Origin of the sequence: Tatumella citrea, assembly GCF_002163585.1 — a bacterium.
GTDB classification, from domain to species: Bacteria; Pseudomonadota; Gammaproteobacteria; order Enterobacterales; family Enterobacteriaceae; genus Tatumella; species Tatumella citrea.
Window position 1 is genome coordinate 4,462,846 of the sequence record NZ_CP015579.1, and the last position, 24,621, is coordinate 4,487,466.

Here is a 24,621-nt window from a genome sequence, read left to right on the forward strand (position 1 = left end):
GATAGCCGAAAAGAAAGCGATTGTAATTATCTGCCGGCTAAAAGCAAACGTTTGCCGATGGAGGGACGTAAAAATCAGGCCTGGGTAAAGCGTTCTGTGGCTGGCAGCCAGCGGTCAATCAGGGCGGCTGCCTGCTCCGGATATTTCTGGTGGAGATGCCGGGCAATACGCTGTATGCCAGGGATCATCGCCTGATCGCGTAGTAAATCGGCGACTTTAAATTCAGCATTCCCGGTCTGCCGGGTACCGAGGAGTTCTCCCGGCCCGCGAATCTCCAGGTCATACTGGGCAATGACAAAACCATCATTGCTGTCGCGCAACACCTGTAACCGTTTTTGGGCAGTGTGGCTCAGCGGGGCTTTGTATAACAATACGCAGTGCGATGCGACGGCTCCCCGGCCGACACGTCCTCGAAGCTGATGCAGCTGAGCCAGCCCCAACCGCTCAGGGTTTTCAATAATCATCAGGCTGGCATTGGGTACATCAACTCCAACTTCAATAACCGTAGTCGCAACCAGTAACTGCAGCTGATTTTCTTTAAACTGTTGCATCACAGCCTGTTTTTCCGCCGGTTTCATCCGGCCATGCACCAGGCCAATTTTCATTTCAGGCAATGCAAGCTGAAGCTCCTGACAGGTCGCCTCCGCAGCCTGTGCTTCCAGCTGGTCGGACTCTTCAATCAGGGTACATACCCAGTATGCCTGACGACCCTGCTGACATGCCTGTTCAACACGACGAATAATCTCTTCCCGCCGGGTATCAGGGATAGCCACCGTAGTGACCGGGGTACGCCCGGGAGGTAACTCATCGATGGTTGAGGTATCCAGATCGGCATAGGCTGTCATTGCCAGGGTCCGGGGGATAGGCGTGGCTGTCATGATCAACTGATGGGGGTGGAACCCCTGCTGCTCACCTTTTTCACGTAATGCCAGTCGCTGATGTACCCCGAACCGGTGCTGTTCGTCGATGATAACTAATGCCAGCGACTGAAATTTCACTTGTTCCTGGAACAGTGCATGGGTACCGACAATCATCTGTACATCACCGGAAGCAATGGCTTCCTGCTGCGCCTGTCTGGCTTTCCCTTTTTGTTTGCCAGCCAGCCAGCCTGTCTCAATCCCCAGTGGAGCCAGCCAGTTACGGAAATTTGCAGCATGCTGCTCAGCCAGTAGTTCTGTTGGTGCCATCAGAGCGACCTGGTGTCCGCTGGCAATGACATTCAACGCAGCCAGCGCAGCGACCAGGGTTTTCCCGGAACCGACATCACCCTGAACCAGGCGTAACATTGGGTAATCGTGTGCTAAATCCTGCTCTATCTCTTTGACGACACGTTGCTGGGCACCGGTTGGGCTGAAAGGCAATGAGGCAAGAAAGCGTTGGGTCAACGGGCGATTTGCCGGGATTGACAGTGCATGGTGACGTTGAGCGCCAGCGCGCACTGCCAGCATGCTCAGGTTATGAGCTAACAATTCTTCGGTGATCAACCGCTGCTGGGCAGGATGTTTCCCATGTTCCAGATCAACGAGCTCCATTTCCGGCGGCGGGCGATGCAGAATTTTTAAAGCGGCAGACAGCGACATCATTCCGCTGCTCAGTTCCGGCGGTAACAGTTCACTTACCGGACAACTTTCCAGTAACTGCAATGCCTGATCGGTGAGTTTTCGTAGCGTCGCCTGACGTATCCCTTCGGTCGTCGGATACACTGGTGTCAGTGTTTCCTGTAATTCGGTAACGTTTTGCTGACCAGTGATCTGGTATTCCGGATGGATAATTTCGGCGCCGCGCTGGCCACGTTTGATTTCACCATAAGCGACCACATGGCTGCCGGTAGCCAGATTATTCTTCATACCGGCGTTGAAGTTAAAAAAACGTAAGGTGACGATACCGCTGCCGTCACTGATCTGACATACCAGCATCCGCCGCCTGCCAAATGCGACTTCAGTTGACAACACTTCACCCTCTACCGTGGCATAAATACCAGGCAACAAGTCATTAATCCGGTAAAGACGGGTGCGATCTTCATAGCGCACGGGCAGATGTAACAGTAGATCCTGCAAGGTATGCAGGCCCAGTTTGGCGAGTTTAGCAGCCTGGCTGGCGCCGACCCCGGTCAGGGTATTCAGCGGGATGGCATCAAGCAGGCGGCCTTTCATTGTTTCTTCTTTCGGCTGCGTTCGGTGGCTTGCATTGCAGACCACCAGTCATCGGTAGCTTCAATCTCCCCGTCGCGATTAATGTAGGGGTAGGGGAGATGCTTTTGTTTCGCGACCCGCGCCAGTACCGGATAACCGCCTTCGAACAACAAACGCTGCTGTTCTTCTTCATCCAGCAGGCAGTGATCTCGCTGGTACATGCCGGCAATCTGTCGCTGTCGCTGGGCTTCATACAGAATGAGTGCTGAAGCGACTGAGACGTTCAGAGACTGCACCATCCCGAGCATCGGAATAATAATGTCCTGATCGGCCAACGCCAGAGCTTCGCGGGTAATTCCGGTTTTTTCCTGACCCATCAGAATACAGGTTGGGCGGGTGTAATCAATTTCACGAAAATCGATGGCAGTATCGGACAGATTGGTGGCCAGAACCTGCATTCCCTGAGATTTAACAGTACTGACAGCATCACCGATGGTGCGATGTGTGATCACTTTCACCCAACTGTTGCTACCGGCTGATGACGATACCATAGTCTTCATCCGGTCGCCGGGCCAGACGGCGTGAACATGATGGATGCCTACTGCATCCGCAGTCCTGATCACTGCCGATACATTATGGGGTTTGTGTACCTGCTCCATGCAGACTGTCAGGTCATGCTGGCGACGGGCCAGCATTTCCGAGATCCGTGAAAAACGTTGGTTATTCATGCCACTAATTACGATTCCGGTGTACTTTTATAACATCCGGCATAACACGGATTTTCCGCATGATATCAGCCAGATGGATACGGTCGCGGACCGTGAGGCGCATATAGGCACTGTAGACCCTGCCGTCACGTTCTTCGGTGTTCAGGCTCTGGATATTAGACTGGCTGGCGTTGATTGCTGCGGTCAGATTGGCCAGAGCTCCCTGATGATTCAGCATATCAACTTTAATTTCGGTCACGAAATCCTGAGTGACACCACTATCATCCCATTCGACCGGCATAAATTTCTCGGCTTCTTTCTGGTAGCCGCGGATATTTCGGCAGGAATCGTGGTGTACCACTAATCCTTTACCCGGGCTCACGTGAGCCACAATAGGATCACCCGGGATAGGGCGGCAACATTTGGCGAAGGTGATCAGCACCCCGTCAGCGCCTTTGATCGGCAATTTATGCTTTTTGGCTGATGCCTGAGGTAGTGATTCCGGCGTTTCTCCGGGCAGCAGATTCTTAGCTACTACAACGCTCATGGCGTTGCCGAGCCCGATTTCTGCCAGCAGATCGTCAAGGCTGGCCAGCTTCATTCTGTCCAGTTCCTGTCGGATATTTTCCTGCGGAACTTCGGCCAGTTTCTTACTGCCGCCAAGAGCATGGCTTAATAACCGGCGGCCAAGGCTGACGGACTCTTCGCGCTTGAGATTCTTCAGTAACTGGCGGATTTTAGCGCGGGCTTTCGAGCTGACGACAAAATTCAGCCATGCCGCATTCGGTCTGGCACCAGGTGCTGTAATAATTTCTATCGTCTGACCGCTGGTCAGCGATTGCGACAACGGATAAGGCTGGCGGTCTACCCGGGCTCCGACACAGGCATGGCCGATATCGGTATGCACTGCATAAGCGAAATCGACCGGAGTCGCTCCGGCTGGCAGTTCCACAATGCGGCCTTCCGGGGTAAACACATAAATTTCGTCAGGGAACAGATCTGATTTAACACTTTCGATAAATTCAAAGGAGTTACCGGCGCTTTGCTGCAGTTCTAACAGGCTTTGCAGCCAGCGTTGTGCACGGACCTGAGCTGTAGTGGTACCACTTTCGCCCTGCTGTTTATATGCCCAGTGGGCTGCCACCCCCATTTCTGCCATCTGATCCATATCTTCGGTACGAATCTGTACCTCTACTGGCACGCCATGCGGGCCAATCATTGAGGTATGCAGCGACTGATAGCCGTTGGCTTTGGGAATGGCAATATAATCTTTGACGCGGCCAGGGCGGGGTTTATACAGACTGTGCATCTGCCCCAGCACCCGGTAACAGGTGTCCACATCTTTCACGATAACGCGAAAGGCATAGATATCCATAATAGAATGAAAACGCTGCTCTTTAAGATGCATTTTCTGATAAATCGAGTAGAGATGTTTCTCGCGGCCACTGACGCGACAGACAATACCAGCTTCCTGCAGCCGGCCGTCAATTTCGGCCAGGATCTTCTGAATCATCTCTTTACGGTTGCCGCGGGCGGCTTTCACCACTTCTTTAATCACGCGGAAACGGTTTGGATACAGCGCCTCAAAGCCAAGCTCTTCCAGCTCGGTTTTCAGGTGATGGATCCCCAGCCGGTGTGCTAACGGGCTGTAAATCTCAAGTGTTTCTAAGGCGATACGCCGCCGTTTGTCCGGACGCAGCGAACCCAGGGTCCGCATGTTATGTGTCCGGTCTGCCAGCTTGATCAAAATGACCCTGATGTCCTGCACCATGGCCATAATCATCTTGCGGAAGTTTTCTGCCTGAGCCTCTTTCTTGTCGCGGAATTTCAGTTTATCCAGCTTGGATACACCTTCAACTAACTCTGCAACACTGGTTCCAAACAGCTGTTCCATGTCCTGAAAGGTTGCCGGGGTATCTTCAATGACATCATGTAATAACGCGGCCATCAGTGTTTCATGGTCGAGTTTCATTTCTGCCAGGATACAGGCAACAGCAACCGGATGCGTAATATAAGGCTCACCGCTGGAACGCGTCTGGCCCTCATGAGCATCACGAGCGACAAGGTAAGCCTGCCTGAGACGTTTTATTTGGTCTTCAGGCAGATATTTTTCAATCAGTTGATTGAGGCTTTCAAACAGATACAAGGGCGGCCTGCACAGTCAGATTAACGACGACCTTCAGCAATTGCGGTGACGGCCTGAAGTTCGGCTGCTTCCTGCTCATGCTGTTCCTGGCGATCACGGACATCCAGAATCTGGTTAGTGATCAAACCTTCTTCGATTTCGCGTAATGCGATTACGGTAGGTTTGTCGTTCTCTTCCGGAACCAGGGCATCTTTACCACCGACCTGCATCTGACGCGCACGACGTGCAGCGACCAGTACCAGGTCAAAACGGTTTCCAACTTTTTCTACTGCGTCCTGAACGGTTACGCGTGCCATAAGTGTGCTACTCCACAGATGAAGAAATGACTGGGCATAATACTGAAAGCTGCTTCAGTGTGCCAATAATTTGCTGATTAATGCATCATGACGGGCTTTCTGACGCCTCATTCGCAGACGTTCTGCACGAATGATGGTTTTCAGATCCAGCAGCGCCAGATCAAAATCGTCATTAACAATCAGATAATCGTACTCTGCATAATGACTCATTTCATCTACCGCTTTTGCCATACGTTTTTCGATAACTTCTTCGCTGTCCTGGCCACGGCCTCTCAGACGGCGATCTAACTCATCTTTTGATGGCGGCAGGACAAATATTGACCGTGCTGTGGGCATGTGCTGGCGGATTTGTTGCGCTCCCTGCCAGTCGATATCCAGAAACACATCTACCCCGGTAGACAGTACCTGCTCGATTGCTTTACGGGATGTGCCGTAATAATTTCCGAACACTTCAGCATACTCCAGAAAGGCTCCGTCAGAGATCATGGTACGGAACTCATCCTTAGAGATGAAAAAATAGTGGTCACCCTGAACCTCGCCAGGGCGCATATCCCTGGTGGTATGGGAAACAGATACCTGAGTATCATACAGAGGCTGTGTTTTTAACAGCGCCTGAATCAGGCTGGATTTACCCGCACCACTAGGAGCGGAAACAATAAACAGTGTACCTTGGGCCATGATTATCTTGAATTGAGTAAAGAGCGGGGACAATATCTGCTCTATTATACACGCCCTGCGCCACTGGCGCAGCGTTTGCATGCAATTAGCCACAGATTTCTTTTAGCGCTGTTCGCAAATCGCTTTGTCTGGCCTGGTAATCTCTTCACTATTTTTCGATAAATCCCCGAAAAAACAACATCACTGATGGTTCTGCTACACCAGACATAACATCCTGACCCCCTCAGGAGGTCGCCTATGTGGCAGAAATTCACGACAATTGCTCTGATGCTCTATCCGCTGACCGGTCTTGCTGCCTGTCCGCAATGGGATATGGAGCGGGCTCGTCTTGAAACTCACCAACTGGCACAACAACTACAAAAGTGGGATGACGCCTATTACCGACAAGGAATTTCCCTGACCAGTGATACCCACTATGATCAGTTGCGCAGGCGTCTGGCAGAGTGGCAACACTGCTTTTCCCTGCCCGTGGACCCGGTGCCGGATCGATGGAAAACCTCCGGCCGGCAGTTACATCCGGTAGCTCATACCGGGGTCAGAAAAATGGCGGATCAGGCAGCACTGGCGGGATGGATGTCGGGAAAAACGGATTTGTGGGTGCAACCCAAAATTGACGGAGTGGCCGTGACACTGGTGTACCGCCAGGGGAAACTGGCTGCAGTGACCAGCCGGGGCGACGGCCGACAGGGAGAAGACTGGCTGGCAAAAGCCGCATCGGTTACGTCTGTTCCGCAACACATCGCCACGCTTGAGGATGAAGTAGTGTTACAGGGCGAATTGTTTATGCCACGACAGCACCATATTCAGAGAGTACAGGGAGGCTGTAATGACCGTGCCAGAGTGGCGGGTCTGATGCGCAGGCTGCAGCCTCTTCGGCCTGAGGAGTCTCCCGGTATTTTTATCTGGGCATGGCCTGCCGGACCGCCTTCATTTTCTGCCAGGCTGGTTCAGCTCAGCCGCTGGGGATTTCCGCTCGCGGCCCAATGGAGCCAGCCGGTCAATAGTGTGCAACAGGTCGCGGAATGGCGTGAGCGTTGGTTTAATGGAGCACTCCCATTTGCCAGCGATGGGGTGGTTATCCACAGCCTGCCTGCAGCACCGCGAGAGTGGCAGCCAGGCAAGAATCGTTGGTCTGTTGCCTGGAAGTATCCGCCACCGGAAAAAAGTAGCCGGGTGACCGGAATACATTTTACAACAGGACGTACCGGAAAAATAACCGTCGTCATGGATGTGGAGCCACTATTACTGGGTGATAAGCGGGTGTCACATGTTAGCCTGGGCTCGCCCGCCCGCTGGAAGCAACTGGATATTGTCAGCGGAGATGAGGTAGCGCTGCGGCTGGCAGGGCAGGGTATTCCGGTTGCCGGACGGGTCATCTGGCGGGTGGCTGAACGCCACTATCCGCTCCCCCCTGAGGCCGAAAAATACCATTCGCTCAGCTGTATGACGGTGTCAAAACAGTGCTATGAGCAGTTTCTGGCACGTCTGATATGGCTTAGTCACCAGCAGGTTTTTGGATTCAGAGGAATACAGCGAGCCCGTTGGCAGCAGTTACTGCTGGTCGGCCGTTTCACACATCTGTTTTCATGGCTGGAGTTTACGGCTTCGGAGCTGACAGAACAGGCCGGGTTAAGTGAAGAAACAGCAAAGCTTACCATTGAGCAGTTTCAGCGGGTGAAATATTTACCGGTCAGACACTGGTGGCTTAGTCTGGGATTGCCGCTGCCTGAACGTGCTGCAGGGGAGTTGTCATGGCAGCACTGGCAGTTGCTCTCTTCGGCACCGGCCTCTGAGTGGTTGAAATTACCGGGGATTGGCAGAGGAATGGCTCAGAAAATTGTGGCTATTGGCACTGACCGACAAACGCAGATGTTAATTGCTTTCCTCGCCCGCCAGGGAATACCACCGCAGCCGGTAAGCGGCCGGGCAGAGCAGATGTTTAAGTTGCTGCCGGAAACCCCGGAAACAGACAAAACATTACCGAACTGAAAGCAAAAAAGGCAGCCTTGCGGCTGCCCCTCCTGGCAATTCCCTTTGCAACCATTCGGCTGGAGTCTTTACAAAATAGCGACTAAAATACCTGATAGTTCAATTCGTTATCGCTGCTGTGGTGTTATAGTAACAACCGTTACTATTAGCAGAGTTGCAAAAAGTGCTATCGGTGGTATACGTTTGCTAAGCTGGGGCTTTACGGGGTATTTCAGTCAGACACTGTGAAACGATGACCTGAAGAGGGTCTTTCTGCCTGTCATAAAACTGTCATATTTCGTACATATTAATGTCACCAAACTGTCCTATTTTGCCTCGTGCAGCAAGACGAACTCATTTAAAAATGGCACTGAGCCTGAGATTAACTCCCCCGGAGGGAATATGACACTGATGCGTAACACGGTAGCCCGCGTACTGGCAGCAACTATGGCTGTAGGTACTGTTTCTGCATTCGCAGCAACAAATCTGACCGGAGCTGGCGGTACATTCCCGGCCCCGGTTTATGCCCGTTGGGCCGCGGATTACCAGAAAACCGACGGTAGCCAGGTTAACTACCAGGGCATCGGTTCTTCCGGTGGTGTTAAACAGATCATTGCTAAAACCGTTGATTTCGGTGCTTCTGATGCACCTCTGAGCGATGCTGACCTGGAAAAAAATGGTCTGTTCCAGTTCCCTACCGTAATTGGTGGCGTGGTACTGGCAATTAACCTGCCAGGTGTGAAATCCGGTGAACTGACTCTGGACGGTAAGACTGTCGGTGATATCTATCTGGGTAACATCAAAAAATGGAATGACCCGGCTATCGAAAAACTGAACCCTGGTATCAAACTGCCATCCACCAATATTAACGTGGTTCGCCGCGCAGATGGTTCAGGAACATCTTTCGTGTTCACCAGCTACCTGTCAAAAGTTAATGACGAGTGGAAAAGCAAAATTGGTAAAGGCAACACCGTTAACTGGCCTACCGGTCTGGGCGGTAAAGGAAATGACGGCGTAGCGGCTTTCGTACAACGTCTGCCTGGTTCAATCGGTTATGTTGAATATGCTTATGCTAAGCAGAACAACCTGACTTACACCAAACTGGTAGATGCTGATGGTAAATCAATCCTGCCTTCAGAGAAGAGCTTCAGTAACTCTGCCAAAGGTGCGGACTGGCAGCAGAGCTTTGCTCAGGACCTGACTTACCAGAAAGGTGATGATGCATGGCCTATTTCTTCAACCACCTTTATCCTGGTCTACAAAAAGCAAGCGGATGCTACTAAAGGTGCCGCAGTGCTGAAATTCTTCGACTGGGCTTACAAAAACGGTGGCAAAACTGCCGAAAGCCTGGACTACGCTGCACTGCCTGAGTCTGTAGTCGCGCAAATCCGTACTGCATGGAAAGCAAATATCACAGACAGCAACGGTAAAGCACTGTATCAGTAAGCTTAATCTCCGTTATATGTTGTGAACCCCCCGGGCGGCTGATGCCGCCCTGTTAATAGTTAAGACAGAGACTCCTATGGCGGAAATAAAGCCGACATTCAAAGCCCCGGGAAAACAGGGTGATATCATTTTCAGCGCATTGGTGAAGATCTCTGCGCTGGTTGTGTTGTTGCTGCTGGGCGGAATTATTGTTTCCCTGATCATTTCTTCCTGGCCAAGTATTCATAAATTCGGTTTCTCGTTCCTGTGGAATAAAACCTGGGATGCGCCGAATGAGCAGTTCGGGGCTTTAGTACCGATTTATGGCACTGTGGTGACATCGGTTATTGCTCTGCTGATTGCAGTACCGGTTAGCTTTGGTATTGCGTTGTTTCTGACTGAGCTCTCACCCGGCTGGCTGCGGCGCCCGTTAGGTACCGCCATCGAATTGTTGGCTGCTATTCCCAGTATTGTTTACGGTATGTGGGGATTATTTGTTTTTGCACCTTTATTTGCTGAATATTTCCAGACCCCGGTAGGCGATCTGCTTTCTAATGTACCGATTATTGGCCAGCTGTTTTCCGGCCCGGCATTTGGTATCGGGATTCTGGCGGCCGGACTTATTCTGGCTATTATGATTATTCCTTACATTGCTTCGGTGATGCGTGATGTCTTCGAGCAGACCCCGGTGATGATGAAAGAGTCAGCCTACGGTCTCGGATGCACCACCTGGGAGGTTATCTGGAATATCGTACTGCCATTTACCCGCAACGGTGTGATAGGTGGTGTGATGCTGGGGCTGGGACGAGCCTTAGGTGAAACCATGGCCGTGACCTTCATTATCGGGAATACCTACCAGCTCGACAGCCCGTCGCTGTATATGCCTGGAAACAGTATTACGTCAGCACTGGCTAACGAATTTGCTGAAGCGGAATCGGGATTACATATTGCAGCGTTGATGGAGCTGGGTCTTATCCTGTTCTTTATCACTTTTGTGGTGCTGGCAATTTCCAAACTGATGATTCTGCGTTTAGCCAAAAATGAGGGAGCCCGCTAATGACTCAGATGGATCTTGATAACCATGCTGCTCTGCAGGCTTCCCGGAGAAAAATGCAGGCATGGCGTGGTTTTAAAAATAAGATAGCGATCATTTTGTCACTACTGACCATGGCTTTTGGTCTGTTCTGGCTGGTGTGGATTCTCTGGACCACTATCTCCCGGGGGATCGGCGGTTTAAACATCGACCTGTTCACTCAGATGACTCCCCCGCCAAACACCGATGGTGGTGGCCTCGCTAATGCCCTGGCGGGAAGTGGCTTACTGATTTTCTGGTCAACTTTGGTGGGGACACCACTGGGGATCATGGCCGGGATTTATCTGGCTGAATATGGTCGCAAGTCTCTTTTGGCCGAAGTGATTCGTTTTATTAACGACATTCTGCTGTCAGCACCATCGATTGTTATTGGCTTGTTTGTCTACACCCTGGTGGTTGCCTTTATGCATCACTTCTCCGGGTGGGCCGGGGCATTGTCATTGGCTCTGCTGCAAATTCCAATTGTTATCCGTACTACCGAGAACATGCTGAAACTGGTACCTGATACGATGCGTGAGGCAGCCTATGCATTAGGCACCCCTAAGTGGAAGATGATTCTGGTCATCACACTGAAAGCCTCTGTCTCCGGCATCATCACCGGAGTTCTGCTGGCGATTGCCCGTATTGCCGGTGAAACAGCACCTTTACTGTTTACGGCATTATCGAATCAGTTCTGGAGTACCGACATGATGCAGCCGCTGGCTAACCTGCCAGTGACTATTTATAAGTTTGCCATGAGCCCGTTTTCTCAATGGCAGAGCCTGGCCTGGGCAGGGGTACTTATTATTACCATCTGCGTATTACTGCTGAATGTCCTGGCACGGGTCATTTTTACAAAACGTAAAAACTAATTTTTGCGGCGTGGCTTCAGGCGACGCCGGAATAAGAGAGACGAACAATGAGTATGGCAAACCTTAATGCAGCACCAGCTAAAATCCAGGTCCGTGATCTGAATTTTTATTACAACAAATTCCATGCCCTGAAAAATATTAATCTCGATATCGCCCGTAATCAGGTAACTGCGTTTATCGGTCCGTCAGGTTGCGGAAAATCGACCCTGCTGCGTACGTTTAACAAGATGTTCCAGCTCTATCCTGAACAACGTGCAGAAGGCCAGATCCTGCTGGATGGCGATAATATCCTTGATATCCAGGATATTGCACTGCTGCGTGCCAGAGTCGGTATGGTGTTTCAGAAACCTACGCCATTCCCGATGTCTATTTATGACAATATTGCATTTGGGGTGCGGTTATTTGAAAAGCTCTCCCGTGCTGAGATGGATGAGCGTGTTCAGTGGGCACTGACCAAAGCCGCCTTGTGGACCGAAACCAAAGATAAGCTGAATCAGAGTGGTTACAGCTTGTCAGGTGGCCAACAACAGCGTTTGTGTATTGCCCGCGGAATTGCAATTCGCCCGGAAGTTCTGCTGCTTGATGAACCTTGTTCCGCACTGGACCCTATTTCCACCGGACGTATCGAAGAGCTGATCAGTGAGCTGAAGCAGGATTACACCGTAGTTATTGTGACCCATAACATGCAGCAGGCAGCACGTTGTTCTGATCATACCGCGTTCATGTATCTGGGCGAACTGATTGAGTTTAGTGATACCGATACCCTGTTTACAAAACCGGCACGCAAACAGACCGAAGATTATATTACTGGCCGCTATGGCTGATGTTTAGCCATTATTCTGCGACGCTTAATTTTGCCACCACTTTTCGCGGCCGGTGCGGCTGCGATGCTGGAGAACATGATGGACAGTCTTAATTTAAATAAACATATCTCCGGTCAGTTCAATGCTGAGCTGGAGCATATTCGTACTCAGGTGATGATTATGGGTGGCCTGGTGGAGCAACAGCTCACCGATGCCATTAATGCAATGCAGAATATGGACATTGATCTGGCCCAGCGGGTCATCGACGATGATCATAAAGTGAATATGATGGAAGTAGATATTGATGAAGATTGCGTCCGTATTATTGCCAAACGTCAACCGACCGCCAGTGATCTGCGGATGGTGATGGCCATTATCAAAACCATTTCTGAGCTGGAACGTATTGGTGATGTTGCTGAGAAAATCAGCCGTACTGCCCTGGAAAAATTTGGTCAGAAACATCAGCCGTTACTGGTCAGCCTCGAATCTCTGGGCCGTCATGCTGTACAGATGCTGCATGATGTACTGGATGCCTTTACCCGGATGGATCTGGGCGCGGCAGTACAGATCTACCGTGAAGACAAGAAAGTAGACAAAGAGTATGAAGGAATTGTCCGTCAGTTAATGACTTATATGATGGAAGATCCGCGTACTATTCCGAGTGTGCTGACAGCGTTATTCTGTGCCCGTGCGATCGAAAGGATCGGCGACCGTTGCCAGAATATTTGCGAGATCATTTTTTATTTTGTAAAAGGTCAGGACTTCCGCCACCTCGGTGGAGATCAGCTGGATAAATTGCTGGCTGGTGATGATCCTGCCGAAGAAGCAACCCCGGAATAAACCCCTCTGCTCTCAGTCTGCCATTGATCCGGATGGCAGACTGAAGTTCCTCCTGTCTGCTCGGATAACCGTAGATTGTTGGTGCCGCTCTTTTTATACTTTGTCAGAGAGTTATCTCCCGACAAATCAAGGAGCAGGTACGTGCAAAACAAAAAAACAGTCACCCCGGCAAAGGCAATGCTGGCTGCAGTCAGTGGCTATGCTATGGATGGTTTCGATTTACTGATACTCGGCTTTATGCTGCCGGCTATTAGTGTTTCATTATCACTGGATCACTCGCAGGCAGGATCACTGGTGACATGGACACTGATAGGTGCAGTGATCGGTGGCATTATTTTCGGACATCTCAGTGACCGGTTTGGCCGGGTCAGGGTACTGACACTGACTATTCTCATGTTTTCAGTGTTCACCGGATTGTGTGCTGTCGCGCAGGGATATACTGACCTGCTGATTTACCGGACTCTGGCAGGCGTCGGATTGGGTGGCGAATTTGGTATCGGTATGGCACTCATTGCCGAGGTATGGCCGGCAAGTAAGCGTAACCGCGCCTCTGCATGGGTTGGTATTGGCTGGCAGGCTGGTGTTCTTCTCGCGGCATTTATCACCCCGTTATTACTCAATATTATCGGCTGGCGCGGGATGTTTCTTGTGGGGCTGATACCCGCATTATTCTCATTTGCTATCCGGCATGGTTTAAGTGAACCAGAGTCTTTTATCCGTCAGCCACGGAATGAACAGCAACTCTCATTTGTGTCTCGTCTGAAATTATTGTGCAAAGACAGTGCGACAACCAAAGCCAGCCTGGGGATTTTTATTTTATGCTCGGTACAAAATTTTGGTTACTACGGGCTGATGATCTGGATGCCCAGCTATCTCGCTTCATCCTTCGGTTTTAGTCTGACCAAATCCGGAATATGGACCGCAGCCACCGTGATTGGAATGACGGTGGGTATCGGACTATTTGGCGTACTGGCTGATCGTTTTGCACGCTGGAAAATTTTTATAATTTATCAACTGGGGGCGGTTGTGATGGTGGTTGTCTATGCACAATTAACTGACCCTGTAATGATGTTGATAGCCGGAGCGGTAATGGGATTGTTTGTCAACGGGATGATAGGTGGCTACGGGGCACTGATTTCAGATACCTTTCCGGTTGCCTCCAGGGCAACGGCACAGAATGTATTGTTCAATCTCGGTCGTGGTGTCGGGGGATTTGGTCCGCTAGTGATCGGCATGCTGGCCACTGAATGGTCATTCACCGCAGCAATCACCTTGCTGGCGCTGATTTATGTGCTGGACATTCTCGCGACCCTGTTCCTGCTGCCCCGCCGGCAGAGCAATGAGGATGTCCTCGGTGCGATAGGATAATCTTCCTGCAGGCAATTCAGCCAATGTAATTGCCTGCAGATAAGGTATTAAATATTTTCAGTGACCCGATAATTCATTGTCCTGTGGGAAAGATCTGTATGAATTATTCTGAAAATTAAGCGAGCAATTTCCTTTAATATAATTATAAAGCCCATTTTTTGGTAATGATTGTCAACATGTTATCAATACAAGCCTGTGTTTTTAATTGATTTCTTTATGAATTCCGGTGCTTTTTGTCAGTATTTAGATTTCTTTAAGTAATCACTTAATATTTATTAATATATTTCATTGTATTGCAAAAGAACAATCTCAATGTATATTTGGTCTCGCGGAGGTAAATTAAATTTCGGGTAATTGCAGTTAATTATACTTTTATACTTATGGAAAATATTAATAAAGGAGCTATTAAGATGAAAGAATTAACTATGACTGAGGTTCAGACTGTTTCCGGTGCTGGCGTTGTTGCTGATGCATTTGCTGATGTTGGGAAAAGTATTGGTTCCGCCATGGAAATTGTTTTTGGTGCGAAAGATGTTGTCAAAAGTGCTACTTCGCTCGGTCAGAATATCGGCCTGATGCTTGAATCAATTACCGGTATTGTCGATTCATCAACAGCTCTTTTCTGGAAATAATTAGTTTCACCTATAGGTGCCGTAATTAACGGCACCTATTTTGCAGGCAATAAGCCAGCAGATCGATGTTTATCACAACAACTCATTAATGATTAAATATGATGGTCTGAACACATGGAAGGACGTTCGATTTTCAGGAAGGAAGTACTGGAAAATCAGAAAATACAGTGGCTGGGTAAAGCCTTGCTGGTTTCAGGTTACCCGTCATGGCTGATAGGTGTATTATCCGCACTGTTCTTTTTTATTCTCCTCTCCGGAATCATTTTTGGTCAGTATACCCGCAGAATTGAAGTTGACGGTGAAATTATTTCCCGCCAGCAGGCAATTACTCTCTTTTCTCCGCAACAGGGATTAATTACCCGTGCATTTACACAAGCGGGTGAGAGGGTAAAAAAGAATGATCCCATTTATGAAATTGATGTCAGCCGGACCACCAGCGATGGCAAGGTAAGCCAACGTGGGGCTGAGGCTATTCATCAGCAACTTTTTTTGACTGATCAGATTATCGATAAAATAGCGCAGAATAAACAAACCTCCCTCAATAGCCTCCGTCAGCAATTAACAAAATATCGTGAAGCCTATGCAAAATCACAGCAATTAGTTAGCAGTGCCAGTCATGGACTGCAGGATATGAAAAAAAGCATGGGTAATTATGATGAGTATCTGCGACGCGGGCTAATTAACAAAGAGCAGTTTACTAATCAACGCTATCTTTTTTATCAACAGCAATCATCGTGGCAGAGCCTGAATACTCAGTTGATACAGGAAAGCCTGCAAATTATAAATATTGAAACCGAAATCGCCACTAAAGCGGCAGATTTTGATAATCAGTCGGCGGAATTTGCGGTTAAACGTAGTGAATTACAACGTCAACTGGCTGAGGTTAACGCCAGCGGAACATTGATTATTACTGCGCCGGAAGATGGGAGCGTTGAAAATATGGTGTATACCGTCGGCCAGATGACCAGTGCAGGAGACAGTCTTGCCCAACTGATGCCCGGGGGAATACCTGAATTTCAGCTGGTACTATGGTTGCCAGATATCAGCGTCCCTTATGTATCCTCCGGAGACAGGGTAAACCTTCGTTATGAAGCATATCCCTTTGAAAAATTTGGCCAGTTTCCCGGGAAAATCCATTCAGTATCGCAAATCCCCGCCAGCGTAAAAGAGCTGTCGATGTACAGCAGCATTGCGCCTGCGAATCCCGGAGCCCCTTGCCAGGCTTATTATAAAACCCTGGTCACATTGAATAGTGAACGCTTTACTCATCCTGATAAGACGCTGAGCTGGTCTAACGGAATGAAAGCCAAAACCACGCTGTTTCTGGAAAAACGCCCGTTGTATCAATGGATACTGTCTCCTTATTACGATATCCGGCGTAGCCTGAAAGGACCTGTCGATGACTAATGACTTCCTGCACAACATCATCCGGCGAATTAATTTCAGCCTCTGGCGCAAAGTCCCTGCTGTATTGCAGACAGAGGCTGCTGAATGTGGGCTGGCTTGTCTGGTGATGGCCTGCCGGTATTTTGGGATGGATATTGATCTGCTGAATTTGCGGCGCCGTTTTGGTATTTCAGTTCATGGAGCCACACTCACTACCTTAATCCATATTGCCGGGCAGCTGGCAATGAATACCCGGCCATTGTCGCTGGACCTGAATGAGTTGCGTCAGCTGAGACGCCCGGCATTGTTGCACTGGGATATGAATCACTTTGTGGTACTGGTGGCGGTGCGGCGTTCACGATTTATCATCCATGACCCTGCATTAGGTCGCAGAGTTATAGGAATGCGTGAAATGTCTGAGCATTTTACCGGGGTAGCACTGGAAATCTGGCCGGGAAATGAATTCATTCCGCTGAAAGCAAGATCAGGGGTCAGCCTCTGGTCAATGATGAAAAACATTTCCGGTCTGGCAGGGTTTCTGGGGAAAATATTTAGTCTGTCTCTGGTTGTGGAAGCCGTTAACATTCTGATTCCTGTGGGCACACAGCTGGTGATGGACCACGTGCTGATTGCCCGCGACCATGACCTGCTGAGCCTGATTTGTCTCGGATTATTAACTTTTATTCTGTTCCGCACCTTTATCAGTATGCTGCGTGCCTGGAGTTCTTTAGTCATGCAGTCGTTAATTGATATTCAGTGGAAAACCGGGTTAATGGATCACCTGTTACGTCTTCCCCTGAATTATTTTGAAAAACGTAAAGCCGGTGATATTCAGTCGCGATTCAATTCACTCGAGACTATCCGCAATACCCTGACCAGTAGCCTGGTCAATGGCATTATTGATGTGATTGTTTCTGTCAGCGTCATGGTCATGATGTTCCTTTACGGCGGATGGCTGACCTTTGTGGTGTTGGGTTTCACATTAATCTATATGGTGCTGCGGCTAGTCACCTATCAGCGTTATCGTCAGGCACAGGAAGAACATATTGTGAAAGGGGCCCGTGCAGGTTCTCACTTTATGGAAACCTTATATGGCATTAGCACCCTGAAAGCACTGGGGCTGGCGGCAACCCGGTCTCAGCATTGGCTGAATCTGAACATCGATACAACCAACGCAAGTATCCGGATGAGTCGTCTTGATATGCTGTTTGGCGGAGTCAGTTCACTGATTTCTACGCTCGATCAGGTGGTGATTCTGTGGCTCGGGGCATCAATGGTCATTGACGGCAATATGACGGTGGGGATGTTTGTGGCGTTTAACGCGTATCGCGGGCAGTTCTCTGATCGGGCTTCATCACTGATCAATATCTTGTTGCAGTTACGGATGCTGGCGCTGCACAACGACAGGATAGCCGATATTGTATTACAGGAACCGGAAGCGTTTCAGCCGGCAAGACCGTTCTGCCCGCCGGATACTGCGGCAGAGTTGCAGGTTCAGGATGTCGGATATCAGTACGACAAACTGAGCCGCCCGGTTCTGTCAGGAATCTCTCTGTCTGTTGCAGCAGGTGAAAGCGTAGCCATTACCGGCCCCTCGGGAACCGGGAAAACCACCCTGATGAAAGTGATTACCGGACTACTGACAGCCGATTGCGGGACAATACGCTGCAATGGCATTGATATACATACCGCAGGGATTAATAACTACCGGGATATCATTGCCTGCGTTTTACAGGAAGATAAATTATTTGCCGGTTCAATTGCAGAAAACATTGCCAGCTTCTCCGGGGAAAAGGATATGCAATGGGTCATGGACTGTGCCATCAACAGCCATATTCATGATGAGATTATGCAAATGCCGATGGGTTACGAAACACTGGTCTCTGAACTGGGTGGCAGTCTGTCCGGTGGTCAGAAGCAACGTTTACTGATTGCCCGGGCTCTTTATCGCAGGCCATCTATTCTGTTTCTTGATGAAGCGACCAGTCATCTTGACCTGGATAATGAAGCGAAGGTCAATGCAGCTATCCGTGAGTTGAAAATCACCCGCATTTTTATCGCCCATCGCCCTTCAACTATTGCCTCAGCCGATCGGGTTATTGAATTAAGCTGAGTTCGGTAACCCGTGCAGGCTGTGGTGATTCGTCACAGCCTGCAGAATTCTTCCATTCAGATAGCCAATTTCCCTGCCGATTGCTGGTGTTTTATTCTGCCGGAATATGTTATTGATTCTGTATGATGTGTGATTTTTATACCCGCAGGATCTTCTGTGGCTGAATACCGGAAAACAGCAGGAAAGTTAACAGGCCTTAGCGGCCGGACAGAGGAGTCTCGATGGAAATTACCGGAGTGTTTTGGGTCTGGATTGCGGTTGCCGCGATTTTTGCGTTGATAGAAATTTTCACCGTGACTTTTTTTGGGTTGTGGATGGCAATAGCAGCTCTGGTCCCGGCAATTCTGGTCTTTATTCTGCCGTCCTTTCCAGTCGCCGGCCAACTATTGGTATGGGTTGTGGCATCACTGATCTGTGCCTGGATTTGGGTACGCTGGATACGCAGCAAACCTGAGCCCTGGATAGCAGAACCACTTATCGGTCAGCAGGGGATACTGGCTTCAGCTCTGACGCCTCCCCAAACCAGCATTTTGTTGCTCAGCAAACCGGTACAGGGGCGTCAGGAATGGCCTTGCATCAGCGAACAGCCGTTAGCCAGACAGGCCCGGGTTAAGGTCGTGGCGGTGATCAACGATGATATTGTGAAAGTGGAAGCCGTTTAATTATTCAGACTATTTTTTAAGGAGGAAACCATGTCACCAGGACTTATGGCATTAGCGTTAATCATTATTTTACTGGCAATCAGTTTTTTCAAATGTGTGCGGATTGTACCTCAGGCTGATCAATGGATTGTCGAACGATTAGGGAAATACCACAGTACACTCAACCCCGGCCTGAATATTCTGATCCCGTTTATTGACGTTGTCGCTTATAAAATGTCGGCCAAAGATCAGTTATTTGAAGTCAAAGGAATAGAAGGAATTACCAAAGATAATGCAACTGTCGGAGTGAACGCGATTTGCTTTATCCGGATTGCTGATCCTAATAAAGCAGCTTACGGTGTCGACAGTTACAGTGCTGCGGTACAAAACCTTGTGATGACCACCATCCGTAATGCTGTCGGTGGGATGAACCTGGATGATACGCTGTCGAATCGTGATCAACTTGCGATTACTCTGCGAGCTAATATGGAAGAGCAGATGAATGACTGGGGACTGATCCTGAGAACCGTTGATATTCAGGATATTACCCCGTCAGATTCGATGCGAAAATCGATGGAACAGCAGGCAGCCGCTGAGCGGGAACGTAAAGCCACAGAAACCCGCGCCGAAGGGAATAAAAATGCGGCGATCCGCGAAGCGGAAGGGAAAAAACAGGCAATGATTTTAGATGCAGAAGCCAAACTGGAGGCTTCGCGTCGTGAAGCCGAAGCCATCGAAACACTGGCCAGTGGTCAGAAAAAAGCGACAGAGCAGCTTGCTGAGGCACTGAGCGCTGCTGGTGGTCATCAGGCAATGTCTTTCCAACTGGCGAATAACTATGTGATGACACTCAGTGAATTGTCGAAGAGTGATAACGCTAAAGTCGTTGCGATGCCTGCAGACCTCGCGCAGGCAGTGGGAGGGTTACTGAACGCCGGTGCTCTGATGTCCGTAGGAGCAGAGGCTGTGTCCGGCAACGGCAAGAGCCGTTAACGGTCGAACATGTCATGATAACCGTGGATCACCCACGGTTATCATTGCGGACTCCTGCTAAACAGCCCTTGAGGATATATGTCGGCTATTTCCCGATACAGAAACTTGAAAAAATGCGTCCCAGCAGGTCATCGGCGGTAAACTCACCGGTTATCTCGCTCAGAGCCTGCTGTGCCAGGCGTAACTCTTCTGCCAGTAACTCTCCGGCCCGTGCACCTACCAGCTGGTATTGCCCCTGCAAAAGGTGAGTGCCTGCTGCTTCCAGGGCTTCAAGATGGCGGCGGCGGGCAATAAATCCACCTTCAATATTCCCCGAGAACCCCATACTTTGTTTCAGGTGGTTGCGCAGCAGTTCAATCCCTGCACCGGTACGGGCTGACAAACGAATCAGCATGTGTCCGCCAGCCTGTTCAGCCCCGAGAGTTTCTCCGGTGATATCCGCTTTGTTACGAATCACTGTAACCGGCAGGGCAGGCGGCAGGCGCGAAATAAAATCCGGCCAGATCTGTTGAGGGTCGGTAGCTGTAGTGGTGGTGCCATCTACCATAAACAGTACGTGATCAGCCTGAGCTATCTCCTGCCAGGCACGTTCAATCCCAATACGCTCAACCTCATCACTGGATTCACGTAATCCGGCGGTATCTATAATATGCAGAGGCATTCCGTCGATATGGATATGCTCACGCAGAACATCGCGGGTGGTACCGGCAATGTCTGTAACAATGGCGGCTTCTCTGCCTGCCAGTGCATTGAGCAGGCTGGATTTTCCGGCATTAGGGCGACCGGCAATCACCACTTTCATGCCTTCCCGTAACAGGCTGCCCTGGCGTGCCTCATTGCGTACGTTATCTAAATCCTGCATCACCTGTTGTAGCTGTGCTTCAATTTTGCCGTCGGAAAGAAAATCGATCTCTTCGTCCGGGAAGTCGATGGCTGCCTCAACATAAATACGCAGATGCGTGAGTGCTTCAACGAGGTGATTGACCCGCTCGGAAAAAACACCCTGTAATGAGTTGACGGCGGAACGGGCCGCTTGTTCAGAGCTGGCATCAATCAGGTCGGCGATTGCTTCTGCCTGAGCCAGATCCAGTTTGTCGTTCAGGAAGGCACGCTCAGAAAACTCTCCGGGCTTTGCAATGCGCAGGCCGGGTAACGCGACAACCCGTTTTAGTAATAAGTCGAGAATGACAGGACCACCATGTCCCTGCAGTTCCAGCACATCCTCACCGGTAAATGAGTTCGGGCCCGGGAACCACAGAGCAATGCCCTGGTCCAGCACTGTGCCATCAGCTTCCATAAACGGCAGGTAGTCGGCATAACGTGCTTTTGGCAGTTTACCTAAAATCTGTTGTGCAACCTCTGCTGCTTTCGGGCCGGAAATCCGGAGTATACCTACTCCACCGCGACCAGGTGGTGTTGCCTGGGCGACGATAGTATCGCTGTGGCTCATAGCTGTTCTCTCTTTACCAATAAAAAAGGCGGTCATAAGACCGCCTTATCATATCCTGAGTAACAATCACAAATCACGCAGCGGTAACGCTGCGTGAATGATTATCAGGCTTTTTTCTTACGACTGTGCAATCCGCGTTTTTCCAGACCACGATAGATCAGCTGCTGCTGAATAATGGTGACCAGGTTACTCACGATATAGTACAGCACCAGACCTGACGGGAACCACAGGAAGAAGACCGTAAAGATCACCGGCATAAAGGTCATGATCTTCTGCTGCATCGGGTCGGCAACGGTAGTTGGTGACATCTTCTGGATGAAGAACATCGTTGCGCCCATCAGGATTGGCAGAATGTAGAACGGATCCTGAGCAGACAAATCGTGAATCCACAGGATAAACGGCGCATGACGCAGTTCAACCGAGCCCATCAGCATGTAATACAGAGCCAGGAAGATTGGCATCTGAATAACCAGTGGCAGACAGCCCCCAAGCGGGTTCACTTTCTCTTCTTTGTACAGCGCCATCATTTCCTGACTCATACGCTGCTTATCTTCGCCCATACGCTCACGCATGGCCTGGATTTTAGGTTGCAGCATGCGCATTTTAGCCATTGAGGTGTATTGCGCACGAGTCAGCGGATACATGATACCGCGGACAATAAAGGTAATAACGATAATGGAGAAGCCCCAGTTACCGATAAAGCTGTGGATGAACTTAAGCAGCTTGAACAGTGGCTGAGAGATAAACCACAACCAACCGTAATCTACAGTCAGATCCAGGTGTGGAGAGACTGCAGCCATCTGGTCCTGAATTTCCGGACCTACCCACAGAGTAGCGTTCAGATCCTGTTCTGCACCGGCAGCTATAGTCACCGGAGTAGATTTATAGCCAACCGCAGCCAGGCCGTTGCCCAGGTTACTGGTATACAGTGTGTTGCTGCCGGAAGTCCGTGGGACCCAGGCGGTAGCAAAATACTGTTGCAGCATGGCAACCCAACCGTTATCGGTATTGACGTTCAGATTCTCGTTATCAGCAATAGTATCAAACTTGTATTTCTCATACTTTTCATTGCTGGTGGAGTACGCAGCGCCACGGAAAGTATGCAGTGCGAAGTTATTGCTTCCGGTATCACGAGATTTTGGTAATGCGATAGTTTGTTTCAACTGACCAAACATTGATACTTCCAGCGGCTGGGCTGATTTGTTATCAACATGGTAGTCAACGTCGACCGCGTAACCGCCACGTTTGAAAACAAACGTTTTGGTATATACCGCACCATTCTCACCGGTCCAGGTCAGAGGAACACGCAGTTCAGTCTGGCCATCTGCCAGCTGATAGCTATCCTGGCTGGTGGTATACAGAGGACGCGCACCATTCGCCGGGTTGTCCGGACCATTACGGCCGGTTAAACCACTTTGGGCCTGATACAGAAAATCAGGAGAGGTTTCCAGCAACTGGAATGGACGGGAAGACCCCAGTTTATCAGGGTAAGTGAGCAACTGTGCCTGCTCTACATCGCCGCCACGGGTATTAATTTCAACAGACAATACGTCTGTTTTAACGGTAATCGTTTTGCCCTGACCACTGGCCGGAACGCCCTGGTTTGCGGCATCACCTGCGGTGCTGTTCGTATTCTGAGTGGTCTGGGTCTGCTGTGGCTGTGGATTGTGGTCCGTCTGCCAGGCTTGCCAGATCATAAAAGACACGAACAGAAAAGCGATGAAAAAGAGATTGCGTTGCGAATCCATCGTTAATTTTCTCTGCTATCAGTGTTTTTTTGGCGGCACAGGATCGTCACCACCCGCGTTTAACGGGTGGCATTTTAATACGCGTTTCACCGTCAACCAACACCCTTTTATCACCCCGAAACGACGTAAGGCTTCGATCCCGTACTGGGAACAGGTTGGATTGAATCGGCAATGAGGCCCCAGAAGAGGACTTATTGCCCGTTGATAAACGCGAATCAGTACAATCAGGAGCCGCGTGCCAGGCGACAATGACGACGCCATAATTTCTCCAACACTTCCGTTAACGCAGGGTTATCGAGCTCCGCAATCCCTTTTTTAGCAACGATGACAAAATCCATCGCCGGAAGCTCGTGCTGGCGCAGACGAAAACTTTCCCGGGTCAAACGTTTGATCCGGTTACGTTCATGAGCGCGTTTTACGTGTTTCTTGGCGACGGTAAGACCGATGCGGGGATGCCCCAGCGAATTCTGGCGGCCGAGAATAGTTAATTGCGGCGTGCCAGCTCGTTGTGGCTGCTGGAAGACGAAAGTGAAATGACTGGGAGTTAACAAACGTAACTCCCTGGGAAATGCGAGCTTACCCACCAGGGTTCGCTTTATTACTTAGAAACGGTCAGACGAGCGCGGCCTTTAGCACGACGACGTGCCAGAACCTGACGACCATTTTTAGTAGCCATACGAGCACGGAAGCCGTGAGAACGGTTGCGCTTCAGTACAGACGGTTGAAAAGTGCGTTTCATGGCGATTTCTACCTAAACTTGAGAATGTTCACTTGGTGACGCGTAGCAGAGTCAGTAAACCGACCGACGCCTCAGTGTATTTTATTTAAAGAGGCGGGATTGTAATAACTGTACAGTCCTGAGTCAATTTACTTTGGCTAATAATGACACCTTTATGCCTGATTAAGTCAGTTTGCATAAGCCGCGGTTACCGGAATCCGGCAATCTGGCCAGCAAACAGGGTGAGAATTATACGGGCTTCCTTATAAAGAGCAAGGATCGTTGAGGATCATCTGGCGATCGCGGTTAAAAAAACTCCACGGCAGAGAGAGGAGATAACCCGTCCGGGTGGATCAGCATAAAGATTTTCGGGTCGAAGAGTACAGAGCGTGACCTCGTCGCTGTCATTCTAAAATCCTGTGGATAAAATGGGTAAAATCCGTGTAGAAAAGGAGGATCTCTTGCCCGCTTTGCGCTATGATCCGTCGTTCCGCTGATGATCCTTCCTGGTTATCCAGCGGTGATGATTTACAGATCGTTGCAGCAGGCGATTTCTCCGTCTGTATCAATAACTAGTGTTTTCAAAAGATTAGCACCGTTTCTTGTCTTATTTTTGTACCAGTGGAGTCCGCC

General features: G+C 49.8%; 22 protein-coding genes. 12 read left to right on the forward strand and 10 right to left on the reverse strand.

Annotated features, from left to right (window positions below):
* Positions 1-74: 74 nt before the first annotated feature.
* From recG to gmk, 5 genes are read right to left on the reverse strand one after another with little or no spacing between them, the layout of a single operon-like run.
* Positions 75-2,153, reverse strand: a complete 2,079-nt coding sequence (recG, locus tag A7K98_RS21085; protein ID WP_087490287.1) for an ATP-dependent DNA helicase RecG — start codon at positions 2,151-2,153, stop codon at positions 75-77.
* Entirely contained in the window at positions 2,150-2,860 is a 711-nt protein-coding gene (gene trmH / locus A7K98_RS21090) for a tRNA (guanosine(18)-2'-O)-methyltransferase TrmH (protein WP_087490288.1), read from the reverse strand. Before trmH ends, recG begins: the two co-directional genes overlap by 4 nt.
* A gap of 4 nt (positions 2,861-2,864) precedes the next feature.
* A complete protein-coding gene (spoT, locus tag A7K98_RS21095) occupies positions 2,865-4,985 on the reverse strand; it encodes a bifunctional GTP diphosphokinase/guanosine-3',5'-bis pyrophosphate 3'-pyrophosphohydrolase (protein WP_087490289.1) in 2,121 nt (706 codons plus the stop codon).
* Between the two features lie 20 nt (positions 4,986-5,005).
* Positions 5,006-5,281 carry a DNA-directed RNA polymerase subunit omega gene (gene rpoZ, locus A7K98_RS21100; RefSeq protein WP_087490290.1) on the reverse strand — a complete coding sequence of 92 codons (276 nt, stop codon included), beginning with the start codon at positions 5,279-5,281 and terminating at the stop codon, positions 5,006-5,008.
* Between the two features lie 54 nt (positions 5,282-5,335).
* Positions 5,336-5,959, reverse strand: coding sequence for a guanylate kinase (gmk, locus tag A7K98_RS21105; protein WP_198361124.1), 624 nt, complete (start codon positions 5,957-5,959; stop codon positions 5,336-5,338).
* 237 nt (positions 5,960-6,196) lie between these two features.
* Here gmk and ligB point away from each other — a divergent pair, with 237 nt between their 5' ends.
* The 12 genes from ligB to A7K98_RS21165 all read left to right on the forward strand — a co-directional run bounded on the left by ligB (position 6,197) and on the right by A7K98_RS21165 (position 20,072).
* Entirely contained in the window at positions 6,197-7,948 is a 1,752-nt protein-coding gene (gene ligB / locus A7K98_RS21110) for an NAD-dependent DNA ligase LigB (RefSeq protein WP_087490292.1), read from the forward strand.
* 381 nt (positions 7,949-8,329) lie between these two features.
* Positions 8,330-9,373, forward strand: coding sequence for a phosphate ABC transporter substrate-binding protein PstS (gene pstS, locus A7K98_RS21115; RefSeq protein WP_087490293.1), 1,044 nt, complete (start codon positions 8,330-8,332; stop codon positions 9,371-9,373).
* Between the two features lie 76 nt (positions 9,374-9,449).
* Positions 9,450-10,409, forward strand: coding sequence for a phosphate ABC transporter permease PstC (gene pstC / locus A7K98_RS21120; RefSeq protein WP_087490294.1), 960 nt, complete (start codon positions 9,450-9,452; stop codon positions 10,407-10,409).
* Positions 10,409-11,296 carry a phosphate ABC transporter permease PstA gene (gene pstA, locus A7K98_RS21125; RefSeq protein WP_087490295.1) on the forward strand — a complete coding sequence of 296 codons (888 nt, stop codon included), beginning with the start codon at positions 10,409-10,411 and terminating at the stop codon, positions 11,294-11,296. Before pstC ends, pstA begins: the two co-directional genes overlap by 1 nt.
* 53 nt (positions 11,297-11,349) lie before the next feature.
* The gene (pstB, locus tag A7K98_RS21130) at positions 11,350-12,120 is read left to right on the forward strand and encodes a phosphate ABC transporter ATP-binding protein PstB (RefSeq protein ID WP_038016709.1); all 771 of its coding nucleotides are present in this window, start codon (positions 11,350-11,352) and stop codon (positions 12,118-12,120) included.
* 78 nt (positions 12,121-12,198) lie between these two features.
* Positions 12,199-12,939 (forward strand): phosphate signaling complex protein PhoU, encoded by a 741-nt coding sequence (phoU, locus tag A7K98_RS21135; RefSeq protein ID WP_087490636.1) that lies wholly within the window; start codon positions 12,199-12,201, stop codon positions 12,937-12,939.
* Positions 12,940-13,116: 177 nt separating this feature from the next.
* Positions 13,117-14,307, forward strand: a complete 1,191-nt coding sequence (locus A7K98_RS21140) for an MFS transporter (RefSeq protein ID WP_087490637.1) — start codon at positions 13,117-13,119, stop codon at positions 14,305-14,307.
* A gap of 410 nt (positions 14,308-14,717) precedes the next feature.
* A complete protein-coding gene (locus tag A7K98_RS21145; RefSeq protein ID WP_087490296.1) occupies positions 14,718-14,939 on the forward strand; it encodes a hypothetical protein in 222 nt (73 codons plus the stop codon).
* Positions 14,940-15,053: 114 nt separating this feature from the next.
* The gene (locus A7K98_RS21150) at positions 15,054-16,346 is read left to right on the forward strand and encodes an HlyD family secretion protein (protein WP_087490297.1); all 1,293 of its coding nucleotides are present in this window, start codon (positions 15,054-15,056) and stop codon (positions 16,344-16,346) included.
* Positions 16,339-18,438: a peptidase domain-containing ABC transporter gene (locus A7K98_RS21155; protein WP_087490298.1), complete on the forward strand. Its 2,100-nt coding sequence runs from the start codon at positions 16,339-16,341 to the stop codon at positions 18,436-18,438. The genes A7K98_RS21150 and A7K98_RS21155 overlap by 8 nt, the downstream gene beginning before the upstream one ends.
* 221 nt (positions 18,439-18,659) lie before the next feature.
* Positions 18,660-19,100 carry an NfeD family protein gene (locus A7K98_RS21160; RefSeq protein WP_087490299.1) on the forward strand — a complete coding sequence of 147 codons (441 nt, stop codon included), beginning with the start codon at positions 18,660-18,662 and terminating at the stop codon, positions 19,098-19,100.
* A 30-nt stretch (positions 19,101-19,130) separates the two neighbouring features.
* Positions 19,131-20,072 (forward strand): SPFH domain-containing protein, encoded by a 942-nt coding sequence (locus A7K98_RS21165; protein WP_087490300.1) that lies wholly within the window; start codon positions 19,131-19,133, stop codon positions 20,070-20,072.
* A gap of 85 nt (positions 20,073-20,157) precedes the next feature.
* Here the strand turns inward: A7K98_RS21165 and mnmE are convergent, their stop codons facing one another.
* The 5 genes from mnmE to rpmH form a co-directional block, all read right to left on the reverse strand.
* Positions 20,158-21,522 carry a tRNA uridine-5-carboxymethylaminomethyl(34) synthesis GTPase MnmE gene (mnmE, locus tag A7K98_RS21170; protein ID WP_087490638.1) on the reverse strand — a complete coding sequence of 455 codons (1,365 nt, stop codon included), beginning with the start codon at positions 21,520-21,522 and terminating at the stop codon, positions 20,158-20,160.
* A 104-nt stretch (positions 21,523-21,626) separates the two neighbouring features.
* The gene (gene yidC, locus A7K98_RS21175; RefSeq protein WP_087490301.1) at positions 21,627-23,270 is read right to left on the reverse strand and encodes a membrane protein insertase YidC; all 1,644 of its coding nucleotides are present in this window, start codon (positions 23,268-23,270) and stop codon (positions 21,627-21,629) included.
* A gap of 18 nt (positions 23,271-23,288) precedes the next feature.
* The gene (gene yidD / locus A7K98_RS21180; RefSeq protein WP_087490302.1) at positions 23,289-23,531 is read right to left on the reverse strand and encodes a membrane protein insertion efficiency factor YidD; all 243 of its coding nucleotides are present in this window, start codon (positions 23,529-23,531) and stop codon (positions 23,289-23,291) included.
* Positions 23,495-23,854, reverse strand: a complete 360-nt coding sequence (gene rnpA / locus A7K98_RS21185) for a ribonuclease P protein component (protein WP_087490303.1) — start codon at positions 23,852-23,854, stop codon at positions 23,495-23,497. Before rnpA ends, yidD begins: the two co-directional genes overlap by 37 nt.
* Before the next feature lie 14 nt (positions 23,855-23,868).
* On the reverse strand, positions 23,869-24,009 hold the full coding sequence (gene rpmH, locus A7K98_RS21190; RefSeq protein ID WP_000831330.1) for a 50S ribosomal protein L34: 141 nt from the start codon (positions 24,007-24,009) through the stop codon (positions 23,869-23,871).
* Positions 24,010-24,621 lie beyond the last annotated feature (612 nt).